A 17,201-nucleotide genomic window follows, 5' to 3' on the forward strand; every position below is an offset into this window, starting at 1 on the left:
AATGCAATATTGTTGCGTTAGTGAATTCTTTTTTTAAATTTGCACCATGGTTTCAATATGTAGGACGGACATAGGCCTGAGGCACTATCCTAACGTTATCCGGTATACCTGTTTGTCGGCCTTGGTGGCCCTGCATGCCGCGGCCGGCGCGCAGGAGAAAATGAGGTCTGACTCGCTGAAGAATATCGACCTGCTTCCGGCTGTTGCTGTGGCGGGTCTGCCGCGGCTGGACGGCGTGGTGTCGCTCGACCGGCGCACGTTGGATGTCGTGCAGGGCCGCACGCTGGGAGAGACGCTGAGCCGGGTGCCCGGCGTGCAGCAATCGTACTATGGGCCCAATTCGGGAGCTCCCGTAGTACGGAGCATGAGCGGTAATCGGGTGAAGGTACTCGCAGACGGGGTGGCGTACCACGACCTATCAGGTATCAGTCCGAATCTGAACATCAATGTGGATATGGACAATCTCGCCGAAGTGGAGGTGAATAAAACCGGAGCAAGCGTGCGCTACGGTGGCAAGGCTATCGGCGGGGCGGTTAATATGAAAGATAATACAATTCCCGGCGAACGTTTTGCGCGCCGCTTTCAGGGACGGGTACGGGTTGAGGGCGGGACCAATAGCGGACACCGGCAGGCAGTCGATCTGAACGGGAACCTTGGCGATCGCTGGGCGTGGCATATCGGCGGTATGAACCAACAGCACGGCGACCTGAAAATACCGGGAAACACTAAAGCTCCCCTTGCATATGACCCAGCTATTGATCACCTGACACAGGTGTTGGCGCAGGTACATGTAGACGCAGAGACCACGCGTAACCTGACGCTGTATCCCTACATTAGCCAATTTGTGCTGGACCATATGCATGACCCGCGGTGGGGGCTGTCGGAGGCTGATCTTTATACGTTTCAGGCGTATTCGGTGATCGATGGGGTGGAGGTTCCGAACCCGAAGAATGAACTGTTTGTTCCCGGACAGGATCCGAATACGCCCTTTTATACGACGGTGGTGAAAGGCATTTACGATTATGTACCTGTGACGCGTGGCATCATGCCCAATAGTCATGCAGACAGCCGCTCGGTGAATTTGGGAACGAGCTATATCGGGGAGGATCTCCGCGTGGGCGTGGGCTACCGCGCGTTGGAGGGATATTATGGTGTTCCCGGTTTCGCGATGGCTACCAAACAGGGGCATACCCATGGTGCGGCCAGGCCGGCTCCCGCGTATGCGCCGATCAATACAAGGGCGCTCTCTCATAGTGTGCTTCTCCATGCAGCCTTCGTACCGGCATCCCGCGCGGTTGAATCGTTGCGTCTGCATTATGTAACGCAGTATGCGGACGACCGCGAGTTGGTCGGGATTTATCGGGTAAATAAGATTAACAGTAACCGGCATGCTTTGCGGGCAGAAGTGGAACAGCGTGCGCTGAGGTGCTGGAGGGGGATGAGCGGAGCGGATTTTTCCTACCTAAAGATGCGTGGAGATGGGGTGCAGCGGTATCTGCCGGACAACCTTAGCCGTGAATGGGGCGTTTTTACATGGCAACAGGTGGAGCTCGACAGGCTTGCCCTGGGACTGGGGTACCGCCACGACTGGGTAGCCAGGCGGGCGATGCCGGATCCCGGCTATAAGACCAGCCGTGGATTAGCCGGCGGGAAACTATCCGGAAGGAACTTCGGACTGCATCATTTGTCGGCTGACCTGCAGTGGAAGGTGTGGAAAATGGCGTTCGTGAAGGGTTCGTATAGCCATGCCGAGCGGGCGCCGGAGGTGAATGAGCTGTATGCCGGAAATGACCATTTTGCTATTATGCTGGAGGAAAACGGAGACGACCGTTTGCCGAAGGAGGTTGCACGGACTTACGAGGTGGGCGGCGGACTGCAGGGGGACACGTGGCGTCTGACGGCCACATACTACCATACGATGTTTGAAGATTACCTTTATCTGGCCCACACGGGCTTATCCCGCTCTGGCGGATTTCTTGTAAAGGAATGGCGCGCATCGGATACGGAAATTACGGGATGGGAAGCGGAGGCCGCTCATCGATGGTCCTGGGGTGAACGCGGTGCGTTGGAAGTAGCCTCGTTCTTTGATCTGGTTAAGAACAAAAACACGTCGGATGACCGAATGCGTAAATGGGCCGAGGGCGACTTCATGCCGAATCTGCCGACAAGCCGGTACGGCGTGTCGGTGGCTGTACAGGTCGACGGATGGCGCATCAATGGCTCTTTCGACCGATATCTGAAGCAGCGCTATCTCGGGAAGAATATCAATCCGGAACCGCCTATGCCACCCTATTCGATGTTGGCCGCACGTATCGCCCACCCATTCCGGATTATCGGATATGTGGCTGAGTGCTATGTTTCGGGAAATAACCTGCTCGATTCCGAAGCCCGGCCACAGAACTCTTTTCTGAAATATCTGGCTCCGCTTCCCGGCCGTAATCTGTCGCTTGGTGTCAACGTGCTCCTGTAACAATGCGATACGCTGACGCCTTGAACACTTTTATGGAGGCAGCTGCTGAAAACGGTGCTTATTGTTGACACGTTTCCCACGCGGCAAAACGGTTGGGTACTTACGATTGTTCGTACAGTGGATAGAAAGATTAGAAAGATGAAAGAATTTTGCAAAGGGGCAGCGTGGTCTGCCAAAAAGGTCGGCACGACATATGTCGTCAGCGTGGCAGATGGGGCGAGCCTTGTTGAGGCGCTTGCGGACTTCGTTGATCAGCAGGATGTTAGGGCGGGACATCTCTTCGGAATCGGCGCTACCGACGAGGTGACACTGCGTTTTTTCGATCCACAGACAAAGGAATATGTATCGGAGACGTTCCGTGAACAGATGGAGATAAGCAACCTCTCGGGAAACATTGCCGAGATAGAAGGTAATACTGTCTTACATCTGCACGTTACGCTTGGACGAAACGATTACACGGCTCTGGCAGGGCACCTGCTCGACGCCCGTATCCGGGGAGCCGGCGAGTTTTTCGTCTACCCGCTGGAAACGAAGCTCGTCAAAACCAAGGACGACGACATCGGGCTTCATCTGTTCGATTTCAGCAAGTAGCATACTATTCCCCCGTGCGGGTGGTGTGAAGCTGATGTTGTCGTCGATGAAGATGCCGGGCTAAGCGATACGGTTTATCTATAAGCGGGGCATGCCGCCTTATAAAGCTGACGCGAGAAGCCGGTATACGGCATTTGTTATCCGTTGCTGTCCATTGGCGGCGTCGGTGGCTGCGCCAAACAACGACTGTCCGTTGGTGTGTGCATGAACGGACAGAAAGATAACGCCGCTGGAGATAATCTCCAGCATCTCACGGCTAAAATGCTTAGGCGGCACCGGCAGATCCCGGAATCTAGATACCAGGGTTGCCAGTAGTCTGGCGATTTTTGCCTGTGTCCCCCTGACACGGCTTTCCGAGAGTACCAGGTTCCAATGGATGAGTGCCTGCAATTCACGGTCGGCGCTGATGTCCTGCTGCCGCATAACGACGAGTTCGACAAGGTCTTCGTCTGTGACGTAATCGGGGTTTGCGACCATGCGATCTGCAAGTTCCAGCGATGGATAGGAGGCTGCAAGCTTTTGGCTGATGTATTCCTGTACCAGGCCATCGAGAGTCCCAAAGTACTCGTAGATAAGTTTAGGGTTCTTGCCTACGGCTTGGCTGACGCTTGTGATGTTCAGGCCCGCGTAGCTACGTTCTGCCAGCACTTTGCCTATTGATTGAATTAATTCCTTCTTCGTTCGTTCCTTATTCCGGAATTTTCCATCTACTTGCTTTCGTACTTTCTTTTCCATAATTCTTGATAGTAACTGTTTCTGTGGAAACCTAGGGTTTCCGTTCTTTAAAAGACATGACAGATTAATACAGTATTATATAGATCCCGCAAAAATTAGTGATCGGGACAGCACGGCTCAGTTAAATTGGGTTGTCATTTCTTTTTATCGTGAATAAAGGTATGCAATCTTTTTGAAACTGTCAATATAGAAGCAATAAAATTAACTATTGATTTTGCCCGGATGCCCATGGCTTCGCGTTTTAAGCGCATAAATGGTGTATCTGCGGGTCCTCCGGTTGGTGGCTGTTAACCTTTTGGTAATCAAAACACAATTTATATATAAGATCGGCGACCTCGCTATAATCTATGTTGCGCGCCGTATACGTAGCTGTTGCCGGCAATAGCTGCATGTTATTTGTTAGGCAAATTTTTTAATTAGCCTTTTGTTGCGCGGGGAGCCGTTCTGAAGTGAGGGGGAAAGAGCTGGAAGTTTCAGTGTACGCGCGTGATATAAACGTAAGCAGGAATATCCGCGATAAAATGAATGTCCTGTGTATGGGGACTGTAACAAAATTTATTTTTTTACGGTAACCCGCAAATATCGTTAGGTGTTGTCTCAATAATTACTATATTCACAACGGATTCTGTATTAGCAAATTGTAAGCGATTGATGGAAGAGCGAGAACACCTAGTGGAAGAACTAAACCAATTGAGGAAAGAAAACAGCGAGCTGAGACGGCGGGTCACGGAGTTGACGGATTTTATAGAGAACGCAGCTATCCCCCTGCACTGGGTGGACAAGAACGGTATTGTTGTTTGGGCGAATCAGGCTGAGCTTGACGCGTTGGGCTATACGGCGGACGAATATATCGGTTCGTCGATCGCCTCGTATCATGCGGACGCCGATGTTATCGGTGATATCCTTACGCGCCTTACGAACAACGAGACGCTGAATAATTATCCGGCGAGGCTACGGCATAAGGACGGCACGATCCGTCATGTGCTTATCAGCTCCAATGTGCTGCGGGAGAATGGAGAGTTTGTGCATACGCGCTGTTTTACCAAAGATATTACGGCTATGGTGGAGGAAGAGCAGAGAAGGAGCGAGCTGATGCGGAAATTGGAGGAAAGCGAGGCCAGACTCCGGCAGGCTATCGAGGCGATTAAGCTGGGCACATGGGATTGGGATACGCAGACGGGAGAGATGTACCTGTCTACCGAATGCCGAAGGATCTTGGGGCTTTCGGGGCTGGAAGCGATTTCTGTCGAGGAGTTTCTGGCACAGGTTCACACCGATGACCGGTCGCGTCTGGAAAGCGAGGTAAACCGGCTGATGCAGGGCACATCATCTAACCAGTTTGACGTTTCGTACCGCTTCCGTCGCCTGGACGATGGTGAGCTTCGGTGGCTGCGGACACAGGGCACCCTTTTTGTCGATGACGAAAACCGTCCTGATCGCTTTGCTGGCACCATGCTCGACGTGACGGACGCCCGTATGGCCGATGAGAAAGATGCCCGCCTCGTCGCCATCATCGAGTCGTCCAACGATGCTATTGTGGGCAAGACCCTTCAGGGCTGCGTGACCAGCTGGAACCCAGCCGCCCAGCATATATTTGGTTTTACGGAAGAGGAGATGGTCGGCCAGTCGATCGTGAAAATCATCCCTGATGATCGGGTGGAGGAGGAATCATTTATCCTATCGCGCCTAGGGGCTGGAGAAAACATAGCGCACTTTGAAACGAAGCGGCAGCGGAAGGACGGGCGGCTGATCGATGTCTCTTTAACCATATCGCCGATCAGGGATTCCGCGGGACGTATCATCGGCGCTTCCAAGATTGCCCGTGACATTACCGAAAAGAAGCTGGAGGAGCAACGGAAGAATGATTTCGTCGCGATGGTCAGTCACGAAATGAAGACGCCGCTTACGTCTATTCTCCTGTATACGCAATTGCTGATGAAGAATGCGCGGAAAAATGAGGATAGGACAGGTCTGCAGATGGGCTCGCGGATGGAAGCACATATCAAAAAGATGATCCTTATGGTGCAGGACTACCTCAGCCTGGCACGCATTGAAGAAGGAAAAATAGAACTACGGCAGGAACGTTTTGACCTTTGTCCTTTGCTGGAGGAAATTGTGCAGGACGCCCAGCTGCTGAGTGCCCGTCATCGGATTACGCTTACGGGATGTAACATGATCAGCCTGTTTGGCGACCGCGACAAAATCGGACAGGTATTGATCAACCTTGTGAACAATGCCATTAAATACTCGCCTAGCGGAGGAAGTATTCATATCGAGTGTGAGCTGCGTGACGGCGCGGTGCGCATAGCTGTACGCGATGAAGGTATTGGAATTAGCGAAGTCGACCAGAAGAAGCTGTTTCAGCGTTTTTATAGGGTGACGAATGAGAAAGTGAGAAATATCGCCGGTTTCGGTATCGGGTTGTACCTGGTGGCGGAGATTCTCCGCTACCACGGAAGTGCCATTGAAGTAGAGAGCAGGGAGGGAGAGGGGTCTACCTTTTCGTTCGAGCTGCAGCTGGCTTCGTAAGGGCGGTGTGGGCTCCCGGTTTCTACCGGGACCTGCCAAAACTGATGCCTGCGAATATCAGGGCCGCCACAAGGGCTGCCGTATAGCCCGGATAATAAATGCACAGCATGACGAAGCCGTTTATGGCGAAAACTAAAAGCAGGAAAAGAACGGCCTTTTTTGGAGAATCCATGTTAAAAATTGCCAGGATGGCGGCGACCGAAATGATGGTGAGTACGGTAACTAGCATATCCCAAAATAGATAATCTATGTTACCTGAATATGAACATGGTATTAATGTTCGACATTAATAGAGGCGGTTCTGCAGCAGCCCGTGCAGTTCATGCAATAGCGCCGTCTGGGCCGGGTTGATTCTGATTATGGCTTCCTCGAGCGTAAACCATCGCCATTGGTCGACTTCCGGTACCGAAATAAACTTTCCGGATCGGGGAGGCCATTCCAGGGTAAATGTATTGCTATGCAGGCTGTCCATGTCAACCTCTCCCTCAGTGGCCCAGGCGTATACTGTTTTGCCACCTTTCTGGCGTATGGGCGTGAGGGGCAGGAACGGTCCTGTAATCGGCTGTCCGGTCTCTTCTCTAAACTCCGTGGTTGCGCGCATCAGCGCGTCTTCGCCGGCCTGTACTTCGCCTTTGGGTATGGACCACGCTCCCGCGTCCTTATTTTTCCAGAAGGGACCACCGGGGTGAACGAGGAAATAGCGTGTTTCCTTATCGGGGAATGTTTTATAAAGCAGAATTCCGGCACTTGTCTTCATCTGGCATTGTTTCTGGTCAGCTAAGGATTTCCAGTGAACTGCCTGACCCTCGTTCCGCTGGGCGGAAAGTAGAGGTTGAAGAGACGCTGAAGTTCCTGCACGTCTGTGCTGTCGATGGGCGAGCTGTCCGACACTTTGCCCAGCATTGTCCGATCGTTGACGCTTTCGCTGATGATCGCAAGGGCGCATTCGCCCTCGTTCTGGTAAAAGAGGCCCACTCCAACAACATTATCGGCGTAGGCTACCAGTGTATAGACAGCGGATCTCGATCCGTCGGCCGATTGTCTCGAAGAGAGCTCTTCGCCATATGGTATTAATTCTTCTCTTCGCATAAGAGCGTCGTTTACTACTTAAAAATACGACTATACAAAGAAATTACACAAAATATTGAAATAATTATTGATATTTATCTTTAAGGTTAATAAAATGGTACTATGGTTGTATTATTTTTGTGACAATTTATCTAGCCGGTATCCCCATAAGCGGGATGAAGCAGACATTACATGCCTGCGATAATCTTCCTGCGGTGCTCCGCGCCCCATCTTTCCATGGCGAGCAATACCTCTTCGAGCGTGACGCTATACGGCGTCAGGGCGTATTGTACCGTAACCGGCTTGGTGTTGCATACGGTACGGCTGACCAATCCGTTTATTTCCAGTTCCTGCAATTCCTTGGATAAGATGCGGGGCGAGACGCCGGCTTCGCGCGACAGCTCATTGAAGCCCTTGGGCCCGCTTCTTAAAATGGAGACCAATACCAGTTTCCATTTACCGCCTACAACGTCTAACGTATCGCGTATGGCGAGTTTTGCTTTCTGACAGCTTTCTACGGTATGCATATACTATTCTTTTTGTAAGTACTATCCTTTTTGTAACAGATAACAAATATATAGTAATTGTACAGAAATTTGCACTGGTCACTTAAAAATTTAGAGATATGCAGATTTTACACGTAGTAACGAGCATTAATGGAAATCAGTCAATGAGCCACAAGCTTGGCGAGGCGATCGTCCGCAGACTGCAGGAACAGGCGGATGCAGACATACTAGTAAGAAACCTGGCAGACAGTCCTCTTCCACACCTGGATGGACAGCTTCTTCGTGCATTTTTTACGCCGGCGGACCAGCGTCCGGCGCAGATGGCGGAAACCGTGAAATTGTCGGAGGAAGCGGTCAGGGAGTTGTTTCAAGCAGATAGCATAGTCATCGACGTGCCGATGTACAACTTTTCGATCCCATCGACCCTGAAAGCGTGGATAGACCATATCGCGCGGGCCGGTGTCACGTTCCGCTATACCGAAAATGGGCCGGAAGGGTTGGTGAAGGGAAAGAAGATCTACTTAGCTATTTCTTCAGGTGGTGTTTATTCGGAAGGAGCCTTGCAGGATTTCGATTTTACCGAACGGTACCTTCGGAGCGTGTTAGGGTTTATGGGGATGACGGATATAACGGCCTTCCGCGTGGAAGGTGTGTCGCTTCCGGACCTCCGTGAAGTGGCATGGCCAAAAGCCTTACAGACGGTCGAGGCGTTTGCGTTTTAGTACGTTCAAAACGGTTGATGCAGCAATCTGACTCCAAGCGGTACAGATTGCTGCTTTTTTGTATCAGGCGTCTTTCAGCGTAATCCAGACGGGCGCATGGTCGCTGGTCTTTTCCCAGCCCCGTACGTGTCGGTGTACGCCGCCGTCGGCCAGGCGCGCTGCCAGCTCGGGGCTTAGCAGGATGTGGTCTATACGTAGGCCTGCGTCGCGTCCATAGGCATTGCGGAAGTAGTCCCAAAAGGTATAAATAGTCTCGTCAGGGTATAAGGTGCGCAGTGCGTCGGTCCACCCCTGGGCCATGATCTCTTCAAAAGCCGCCCGGACTTCCACGCGGAACAGGGCGTCGTTGACCCATTTTTCGGGTTTATAGGCATCACGTTCGGTGGGGATGATGTTAAAATCGCCGAGAACGATGGCGGGTGTGCCTTGCTTAAACAGCTGCGCTGTATGTTTTTTGAAGCGCTCTATCCAGCCCATTTTGTAATCAAACTTAGGTCCGGGGTAAGGGTTTCCGTTCGGCAGATAAATGCAGCAGACGGATATACCGTCGATGATGGCTTCCAGGTAGCGGCTCTGTACATCACCCTGGTCGCCGGCCAGTATGCGGGACACCTCGGTTATTTCCTGTTTGCGGCTTAAGATAGCGACGCCATTCCAGCTTTTCTGTCCGTGCCACAAAGCGTAATACCCGGCATCGCGTATAGCCTCTTCTGGAAATTTCTCCTGCGGAGCTTTAAGTTCCTGAAGGCAGACGACATCGGGCTGTTCCTCTTTGAGCCAGCGCAGAAGGACGGGCAGCCTGCCGTTCACGCCATTGACATTATATGTTGCAATTTTCATGATGTCGTGGTTTGTTCTAAAAAAAGGTCTGTCTACTGACTGTAAAAATAGGTATTTTCCGGCAACTTTAAGGCGCAGGGTTATACTGTGCTGCGACGCCGGGGGGCGCTTAATCGGAGGGTACGGGCCTGCTTGCTCCGCTCGGTAGGCCCCGGGGAACTGGAAAATTACGCAGTCATTCGCCCTTCGGCGCGGCGAGGCCGTGCTGAAGGGCGAGGAACTTAACTTTTTTCGGGGTCGGGACCGATTTGCGCAATCCGTCGTGAGGTCGCTGATCCTTTACGTTCTCTGTGTAGGGTCGTCTGTGATCGGGTTGTCCTCTCCATCGGCATCATCCCGCAAGGGATATCCTTCTTCGTCTACGCCCTCTTCGGTATCCTCATCTGCTCCTTCGGCAAACTGTTCATCGAGCTCATCGAGCTGTACGGATTCGTCTGCGGCCTCGGTTCCCAGCAGGTCGAGGTCGGCTTCTACTTCGGCACGCGTGTCCTGGTATTCATTTTGCGTGTAAGGGTTCTCCTCGTCGTATGTGGAGTTGTCGTCTTCGCCCTGAGGTGCAGCGGTATCGTATGGCAGCGGGTGGTCGTATTCGTCGGCTTCGGTTACGGGATCCAGCTCAAAACTGTCTTCTTCCTCGTTATACCGCAGATCGCCTGCTGTGGTATCGTCTACCCCTTGCATGTCTTCCCGTTCCAGCTCTTCGCTCGAGAGGATAGGTGGCTGCTCAGTATTTTTGTTTTGCTCCTTGTTTTCCATAACACTTGTCTGTTAATCGTTCAATAAAGGAACAATCTTGTTGAGATAGGGTTTTCCAAATTGCACGGCTTTGTATAGCGCGGTTTGCCGGTTGGCTCCGAAATGGCTTAAAATGCTTTGACATACCCCAGTATAATGTCGAGCTGGTTTCCCTTTTCGCCGGGCCTGAATTCCTGATTATAGTATGTCGTAGCGATGGAGATGATGTTTGTGCGCCTGACGGAAAAATTGTATTCGCCGCCCACGCGGAAGGTTTTGAGTTTATACGGCGTGATGTCCAGGAGGTTGTTTCTGTTTTCTTCAGGCGTTAGTCCGGTACCGATGACAAATCCGACATAGTCATTTATTCCTTTGGTGTAATACCGGGCTGTTGCGGTATAAGAGTGTGCTATATCCTCTTGGTTTGGTGCAATATACGTTCTGAAATTAAACCAAAAGTTTTGGTAGTATTTGCCGACCGACGCGGTGTACATCCAGATGCTGTTGGTGAAGTGCAGCTGCCTGTAGCCAACCTCGGCCTCAAAGCTTTGGGGGAGGTTCGCGTATAGGGATACGCCTGTTCTGTATTTTGGAAAGATGGTCCGGTTGTCTGCGTAGCTGCCGCCTACATAGAGGTAAAACATCCTGGAGAGGCGCGGGTAAGCTTCAAGCTCGAATTGCATGCCGTTCTGCGCAAATTTATTGCCGTAGTTGGCGCGGAAGATAACAGGCCCGACCGGTGTGGTCCGCCGGTAGCTTAGCCCCACAATGTGCCAGTTGTCGTCAAATTGCTTATCAAAGTACACAAAGTTGTAGGTTAGTCCGACAGCGTTCCTGGTTAGATATTCCTGTATGTTTTTGGATAGTGCCCTGGCTTCGGTATGTTTTGGATTGATCTGTAAGATCTTGTTTACAGCTTGTTCAGTTGCTTCATATTGACTATTGCTATAGCTGATATTTGCTTTCAGCAAGAGGAGGTCCTGGGAGGCAGGGAGGAGAGCAAGCCCTTTGTCGACGATCGTTGCTGCCGTGTCGGGCTGCTTGTTCCAATATTCCGTGGACGCATAGGCGAGGAAAAAATCCTCGTCCTTTACATTCGCCTGCGAGAGTTCTTTGAACACGGTCCGCGCGGAATCGATATGTCCGGACCATGTATATACCCGTCCGAGGAAGATGCGGACATCGATATAGTCGGGCGCCTGTTGCAGGGCCTGTTTGGCGAGTCTTATGGCTTGTGGGTAGTCTTTTTCGTCGAAAGCCTGCTGCCGTGCCCGTAGAAAAAGGTCGTCGGGCGTCAGATCGGTTTCCTGACCAAAGGACAGGGTAGAAGATAGCGAAAGGCACAAGAAGAGGTAAAAGATTCTTTTCATTCCGGATAGCGTATTTATAACGTAAGACATGTGCCGGCAGCTCATGGGGCCCGCGCCTGTTATGACTGCGGCATACATGCATGGACAATTATTTACATTCAATAACTAAAAATAGCAAAATAAGTTTGTCTGCAAAACGGAATAGGCAGAATGGGCCCGGTTTCGGGGGAACCGCGCTGTTTTTGCGCGGGGTAGGTCGCTTCCTGCGGGCGCCGCGGGGGTAGAAGCATGGTACTGCCGGAGTGTACAGGGAGGCGGCTGGTTTTTTTTGAGGGTGTTTGGTATTTTTTTGCTGAATGTCTACCTTTGGCAAAAATAATCTCCATGGCTGCACCACACTAGCATACGGCAGTTTACGTAGCGGGCGGCTCCGTCTGTGTCGGAGGGATGCCCTGCACTTGCCTCGGGTTCTCCGCCGTTTATGGTCCATTTACGTCTTATTAAAGCAGTATATAAATTATTCTTGTATGGAAAAAGCAGCAAACGTGCTACGATCGTCGAAAGTAAATTTTAAAAACGAGATCCTCGCGGGCTTAACGGTCGCCATGACGATGATTCCCGAGTCGTTGTCCTTCGCTATCCTGGCGGGTCTGTCGCCGTTGACCGGTCTGTATGCGGCTTTTTTGATGGGCCTCGTGACGGCGGTGCTGGGGGGACGTCCGGGAATGGTGTCAGGGGGCGCGGGTGCTACGGTGGTGGTGCTTATTGCACTCGCCGCGGCTCATGGGGTGGAGTACCTGTTTGCCGCTGTGGCGATGGCAGGTCTGTTGCAGCTGCTTGTCGGTATCTTCAAGCTCGGCAAGTTTGTGCGGCTTATTCCCCAGCCCGTCATGTATGGGTTTTTGAATGGATTGGCTATTATCATCTTTATGGCGCAGGTGGCACAGTTCAAAGTGCCGGGAGGCGGCTGGATGGAGGGAACCGCCTTGCTGACCATGGTTGCACTCACGTTACTCACTGTTGCCGTTGTTATCGGCTTCCCGAAGCTGACCAAAGCGGTTCCGGCCTCGTTGGTTGCTATCTTGGTTGTTTTCGGCGTTGTTACGGCGTTCGGTATCGATACGAAGAAGGTGCTGGACATTGCGTCGGTCAGCGGTTCGCTGCCGCGTTTTCATATACCGCAGGTGCCGCTGACGCTGGAGACGCTGGAGATTATCTTTCCTTATGCGTTGGTTATGGCAGGCGTGGGACTTATTGAGTCTTTGCTGACACTGAATATGGTGGATGAGATAACGAACAGTAAGGGCCGCTCAAACCGCGAGGCCATGGCGCAGGGGGTGGCCAATGTTGTGAACGGCTTTTTCGGGGGAATGGGAGGCTGCGCCATGGTAGCGCAGACGCTCGTCAACCTCAATGCAGGAGCGCGGACGCGCCTGTCGGCGTTTATCGGAGCTGTGGCCATTATGGCGGTAATTCTGGTGGGCGCGCCATTCATTGAACAGATACCCATGGCTGCACTGGTAGGCGTGATGATGATGGTGGCCATCGGGACTTTCCAATGGGTGAGCCTGCGGATCATTAATAAATTCCCGAAGTCTGATATATTTGTTGGGGTCCTTGTAGCAGCGATCACGGTTATATTACACAACCTTGCCCTTGCAGTACTGGTGGGTGTGATTGTGGCGGCCTTGGTCTTTGCGTGGGACAATGCTAAGCGCATACGTGCGCGTAAGTATGTGGATGGGCACGGAACTAAGTATTACGAGATTTATGGACCGTTATTTTTCGGTTCGACAGCTGCTTTTTTGGAGAAGTTTGACGTGTCGGGCGACCCGCCGCATGTGATTGTGGACTTTAAGGAGAGCCGCGTTGCGGATATGTCGGCGATCGATGCGCTGAACAAGATCACGGAGAAATACGCCAGCGTCGGGAAGAAGATGCAGCTGCGGCACCTGAGCGAGGATTGCCGGCTGCTGCTGAAAAATGCGGAGGGCGTCGTGCAGGTTGATATTGTTGAGGATCCTACCTATAAGGTTATGCCGGACAGTTAGTTGCTGTGTTTTATATCAATACCTGCTTGCTCTCAATCGCGTAGAACGTGACGCATAGGGTACCAAACGCACCGGGCTTGGCGTCTGGAAGGCCGTATGGACAGACAAAACTACAATCCCAAGGCGTTGCATTCACCTTGGGAGTCGCGTTGTAATTCTGTATTATGTAAGTTGATTATGGCTAATGCCTTGCCCGTGCGTTCTGCGCCCCTCTGTGTGGAGTTAGCCCGCCTGTGTATGGTAGGAGTTGCATTCGACGAGCGTCTTCATGTGATTGTAAGCCATGTATTGCAGTTCCGCCTGCTGGCGGATAACATGGGCCACAGCCGTCCGGTCGTCTTCGATCGTATCAATCGCTTCCTGATACTTTTCTTTGCAAGTCGACTCACCCGCCATACATCGTTCGAGAATCGCGCAGGTATCGCCTTTCACATATGCGGGGCCCGCGGGTGCCTTGATCGCAACGACCTTGGCCTGTTGCCCCTGCTCTAGACGCATGTTGTCTTCTGCCGCATGGGCCAGCAACTGATTGATGAACATCTGGCTCTCTGCGACGTACTGCTGGAAAGTATATCGCAAATGCACTTCCTGGTATTCGTTCAACGCTTCCACCGCCCACTGATAAACAGCCATCCTATAACTGTTTACGTCCACTAGTTTTTGAATACGTTCTTTGATCTTCATTGTACAATTTATTTTAGCACCTGTTTGAATTTAGCTGTCGTTTCTGTTGTCTTTACGGCGGGGGCTACTGTAGTTTGTCCCAAAACTGCCCGCCATGCTGGAACAATGTGCCCCAGCGCTGAAAGACTTTAAGAAATCCGTCATATAAATCCAGTCAAGCTGTTCGATTTACATTGTTTGGTAAAAGAACGCATTTTTTGGCTGTCCCGTTGTATAGGTAGGCAAAAACAGGTGTTTACGGAAGCTGATCGGGTATTATCCTCTCCGGTTAGGAAATAACCCGTAGCGGCGGGGATTTATCCTTGCTTTTCTTCCTTTAGGTTGGCAATTAGATCGTCGAATTCGGGAAGCCGCTTTCTGTCCTTAACGTTTTTATACGCTGTAGGTACATAGTCTAAGACGCTTTCGGGTATCTTGACTTCGCCATCCTGGCGTGTCGCAACGTTCACTACGACCTTCACGGTATCGTCGTCGGCCTGGACGTTAAACTCATCGATATATCCCTGGGGTACCCAGTAGACAAAGTAGCGGTCTTCGCTTAGCTGCACCGTTCCGAAGTAGTCGTTGTGTATGACTTCTCCGTTTTCTTTTAGTTTCTCCAATATTTGCTTTTCTATCATGGTATGTTATAATGAGTTTTCGTTTTATGTTGCGTTGTTATACTGCTAGTACAGTTGCGGAATGCTCCGTTTGTCATCAGAGTAACGCCAGCCGCGGAATCTGGTTTTCCGAAATGTGAAAATTCTGAAAACGAAAGGCATGTCACGGCGTGCTATGGATAAGAGAATTGATTACCAAAAGGAGCGGGGCCCTGTCTGATGGCGGGGACTGCTCTATTTTAAGGGGCTAACCTCCAGACCGCTCGGCTAGATAAACTGACGCAGGGGCTTTATACGGAGCTCAACAATGTTGCTACGCCGTGGCTGCTGCAGTACAAACAATACGGCGTCGGCGATGTCCTCGGCTTTGAGCATTTCGTGTTTGGCTTGCAGCTCCCTTTCCTCTTCAGGAGATGTGGGCTGCATGTCGCTCCCTACGGCACCGGGCTCGATGAGCGACACGCGGATGTTGTGCGGATTGACTTCTTTCCGGAAGGACTCGGTGAAACCCTGTATGCCGGCTTTGGTAGCTACGTATGCCGAACTGTCCTTTTCGCGGGTGTCGGCGCTCAGAGAGCCTATGTCGATGATGTCACCTTCGATTCCCTCTTCGATCATGCGCTCGCCGACCTTGCCGGCCAGATACATGTATGCCCATAGGTTGGTCTTAAGGAGATAGTCGAGGGTTACTTCTTTTTCTTCGAGAACGCTGTTGTAGGCCAGGGCGGCGTTGTTGATCAATACGTCGGGACAGCCATGGCTCTCGAAGTAGGCTTTAAGCGTTTCTTCGACGGCCGCCTCGTCGGTAAGATCGAGGAGGATGCCTTCCAGCGTCCCGCGGGGGTTGTCATGTCGATTGTCGGACAATACGTCTTCCATTTTATCGGCGCTGCGGCCAATAATGACCACGTCATATCCTTCTTTTACCAGTTGCAGTGCAATAGCACGGCCGATGCCTGCTGTTCCTCCTGTGAGGAGTACCTTTTTGTTCGTCATTTCATTCATCGTTATAAGCATTTTATAGTTACTCTTCCGTGCTGCCTTGCTTTGCTGATCCCACCGAAGGGGCACGCAAAGCCGACAGCGTTGTGTACATGAACCCAGCGTGTGGTTGCATGCGGTGTGAAAGAAGAACGGGCCTGTCTGTTGAAAGTTTTTCAATTGAAGGTATCCGCGGTTTAACAGGTATCAATACGGATGAGCCGGCAGGAATACGGATCGCCGACGGCAGAACTTCGCAAACGTTTTCCTCGTATCGTTGTTGTTTGTATATGGAATGGACCGAACGACTAAAGACGTACAATGAAAAGTATGGTTTCGAAAGCGACGCGAAGCGGTACGGGTTTGACTTCAATCCGGAGCGGTTGCTGATACGCAATGAGGCGCTACGTCAGGCGGACCGCGACCTATACGAAGCCTACTTACGGGAAAAGTTTCCTGTTGAAGCACCGTTGGAACTGGAGCAGTTCGACCTTGTGCTAGCAAACCTTTTACGGCTGAATAACTATGAGGCAGAACGTTTCTTCCGCATGAAGGGGGTGAACCTCCTGCGTTCGGATATCTGGTATCAGGGTGAGGACGCTATATTCACGGCGTTGCAGGTGGCTGAAGACGATATCGTACTGCTGACGGAGGGTATGGATACGGAGAAGATTGAAAACCATGTATTCCCTGAACAGGTGTTAAACAGGGCTTTCGTCTGGGTAGACGGAACTCAGCTTGCGGATTTCGAGCGCGTTGAGTAAAAATGCTAGCGTCAGCACAAAAAATGCATGTTACGCATAAGACAGCCGAAAATGTCTTCGGATCCCCTTCGAAGACGGTTAAAATATGCTTATTTTTACGCCATGCATTATACATTTAGAGAAGCTTCGCTGGGCGAGGTAGATGCAATCTGGCAGATTCTGGAGCAGGCAATCCGTAGGCGGAGGGCCGATGGCAGCAGGCAGTGGCAGGATGGATATCCCAATCGGGACGTCGTCTGCGACGATATCAAGAAGGGAGTAGGATATGTGCTGGCCGTTGGAACGGACGTGGCCGGCTATTGTGCCGTGCTGCAGAACGACGAGCCCGCGTATGCGCGTATCGAAGGTGCGTGGCTCACAGAAGGCGATTTTCTGGTTGTCCACCGTGTCGCCATCTCGGATAGTTATATCGGGCAAGGCCTCGCAAAAAAGATGCTTAGCGCAGTCGAGGGCCTGGCGCGGGACAGGAATATCAATAGTATAAAGGCGGATACGAATTTTGACAATCCTGCGATGATGCACGTTTTCGAGGCATTAGGTTACCACTACTGCGGGGATGTGATGATGCGCGGAGCGCCGCGGAGCGCCTACGAAAAAGTACTGGTATAGCCTGTCG

General features: G+C 51.6%; 18 protein-coding genes. 7 read left to right on the forward strand and 11 right to left on the reverse strand.

Annotated features, from left to right (window positions below):
- Positions 1-46: 46 nt before the first annotated feature.
- Complete coding sequence (locus tag BC792_RS12000; RefSeq protein ID WP_148909257.1) at positions 47-2,470, forward strand: TonB-dependent receptor; 2,424 nt, start codon at positions 47-49, stop codon at positions 2,468-2,470.
- A gap of 138 nt (positions 2,471-2,608) precedes the next feature.
- Entirely contained in the window at positions 2,609-3,061 is a 453-nt protein-coding gene (locus BC792_RS12005; RefSeq protein ID WP_148909258.1) for a PPC domain-containing DNA-binding protein, read from the forward strand.
- Positions 3,062-3,160: 99 nt separating this feature from the next.
- On the opposite strand, the gene BC792_RS12010 is transcribed toward BC792_RS12005, so the two are convergent.
- The gene (locus BC792_RS12010; protein ID WP_148909259.1) at positions 3,161-3,796 is read right to left on the reverse strand and encodes a TetR/AcrR family transcriptional regulator; all 636 of its coding nucleotides are present in this window, start codon (positions 3,794-3,796) and stop codon (positions 3,161-3,163) included.
- Between the two features lie 651 nt (positions 3,797-4,447).
- Between BC792_RS12010 and BC792_RS12015 the strand changes: the two genes are divergently transcribed.
- A complete protein-coding gene (locus tag BC792_RS12015; RefSeq protein WP_148909260.1) occupies positions 4,448-6,325 on the forward strand; it encodes a PAS domain S-box protein in 1,878 nt (625 codons plus the stop codon).
- Between the two features lie 22 nt (positions 6,326-6,347).
- On the opposite strand, the gene BC792_RS12020 is transcribed toward BC792_RS12015, so the two are convergent.
- From BC792_RS12020 to BC792_RS12035, 4 genes are all read right to left on the reverse strand, one after another.
- Positions 6,348-6,554 (reverse strand): hypothetical protein, encoded by a 207-nt coding sequence (locus BC792_RS12020; RefSeq protein ID WP_148909261.1) that lies wholly within the window; start codon positions 6,552-6,554, stop codon positions 6,348-6,350.
- Positions 6,555-6,611: 57 nt separating this feature from the next.
- Positions 6,612-7,082: an NUDIX hydrolase gene (locus BC792_RS12025; protein ID WP_148909262.1), complete on the reverse strand. Its 471-nt coding sequence runs from the start codon at positions 7,080-7,082 to the stop codon at positions 6,612-6,614.
- A gap of 20 nt (positions 7,083-7,102) precedes the next feature.
- Positions 7,103-7,414 (reverse strand): hypothetical protein, encoded by a 312-nt coding sequence (locus BC792_RS12030; RefSeq protein WP_148909263.1) that lies wholly within the window; start codon positions 7,412-7,414, stop codon positions 7,103-7,105.
- Between the two features lie 167 nt (positions 7,415-7,581).
- Positions 7,582-7,920, reverse strand: a complete 339-nt coding sequence (locus BC792_RS12035) for a winged helix-turn-helix transcriptional regulator (protein ID WP_148909264.1) — start codon at positions 7,918-7,920, stop codon at positions 7,582-7,584.
- A gap of 98 nt (positions 7,921-8,018) precedes the next feature.
- Here BC792_RS12035 and BC792_RS12040 point away from each other — a divergent pair, with 98 nt between their 5' ends.
- The gene (locus tag BC792_RS12040; RefSeq protein ID WP_148909265.1) at positions 8,019-8,621 is read left to right on the forward strand and encodes an FMN-dependent NADH-azoreductase; all 603 of its coding nucleotides are present in this window, start codon (positions 8,019-8,021) and stop codon (positions 8,619-8,621) included.
- Between the two features lie 63 nt (positions 8,622-8,684).
- Here BC792_RS12040 and xth read toward each other — a convergent pair whose 3' ends face one another.
- The 3 genes from xth to BC792_RS12055 all read right to left on the reverse strand — a co-directional run bounded on the left by xth (position 8,685) and on the right by BC792_RS12055 (position 11,566).
- Positions 8,685-9,461: an exodeoxyribonuclease III gene (gene xth, locus BC792_RS12045; protein ID WP_148909266.1), complete on the reverse strand. Its 777-nt coding sequence runs from the start codon at positions 9,459-9,461 to the stop codon at positions 8,685-8,687.
- Positions 9,462-9,740: 279 nt separating this feature from the next.
- On the reverse strand, positions 9,741-10,217 hold the full coding sequence (locus tag BC792_RS12050) for a hypothetical protein (protein WP_148909267.1): 477 nt from the start codon (positions 10,215-10,217) through the stop codon (positions 9,741-9,743).
- 107 nt (positions 10,218-10,324) lie between these two features.
- Positions 10,325-11,566, reverse strand: coding sequence for a YaiO family outer membrane beta-barrel protein (locus BC792_RS12055; RefSeq protein WP_148909268.1), 1,242 nt, complete (start codon positions 11,564-11,566; stop codon positions 10,325-10,327).
- 467 nt (positions 11,567-12,033) lie between these two features.
- Here BC792_RS12055 and BC792_RS12060 point away from each other — a divergent pair, with 467 nt between their 5' ends.
- Positions 12,034-13,557 carry a SulP family inorganic anion transporter gene (locus BC792_RS12060; protein ID WP_148909269.1) on the forward strand — a complete coding sequence of 508 codons (1,524 nt, stop codon included), beginning with the start codon at positions 12,034-12,036 and terminating at the stop codon, positions 13,555-13,557.
- A gap of 222 nt (positions 13,558-13,779) precedes the next feature.
- On the opposite strand, the gene BC792_RS12065 is transcribed toward BC792_RS12060, so the two are convergent.
- The 3 genes from BC792_RS12065 to BC792_RS12075 form a co-directional block, all read right to left on the reverse strand.
- On the reverse strand, positions 13,780-14,241 hold the full coding sequence (locus BC792_RS12065; RefSeq protein WP_148909270.1) for a hypothetical protein: 462 nt from the start codon (positions 14,239-14,241) through the stop codon (positions 13,780-13,782).
- 296 nt (positions 14,242-14,537) lie between these two features.
- On the reverse strand, positions 14,538-14,861 hold the full coding sequence (locus BC792_RS12070) for a hypothetical protein (protein ID WP_148909271.1): 324 nt from the start codon (positions 14,859-14,861) through the stop codon (positions 14,538-14,540).
- A gap of 246 nt (positions 14,862-15,107) precedes the next feature.
- On the reverse strand, positions 15,108-15,836 hold the full coding sequence (locus BC792_RS12075; protein WP_170250021.1) for an SDR family oxidoreductase: 729 nt from the start codon (positions 15,834-15,836) through the stop codon (positions 15,108-15,110).
- Between the two features lie 119 nt (positions 15,837-15,955).
- On the opposite strand from BC792_RS12075, the gene BC792_RS12080 reads away from it, so the two are divergent.
- Together BC792_RS12080 and BC792_RS12085 are read left to right on the forward strand one after the other, a co-directional pair.
- Positions 15,956-16,585 carry a hypothetical protein gene (locus BC792_RS12080; protein WP_148909273.1) on the forward strand — a complete coding sequence of 210 codons (630 nt, stop codon included), beginning with the start codon at positions 15,956-15,958 and terminating at the stop codon, positions 16,583-16,585.
- A 27-nt stretch (positions 16,586-16,612) separates the two neighbouring features.
- Complete coding sequence (locus tag BC792_RS12085) at positions 16,613-17,194, forward strand: GNAT family N-acetyltransferase (protein WP_246155023.1); 582 nt, start codon at positions 16,613-16,615, stop codon at positions 17,192-17,194.
- The last annotated feature ends 7 nt before the right edge of the window (positions 17,195-17,201 follow it).

It is taken from the genome of Sphingobacterium allocomposti (genome assembly GCF_008124885.1).
GTDB lineage: Bacteria > Bacteroidota > Bacteroidia > Sphingobacteriales > Sphingobacteriaceae > Sphingobacterium > Sphingobacterium allocomposti.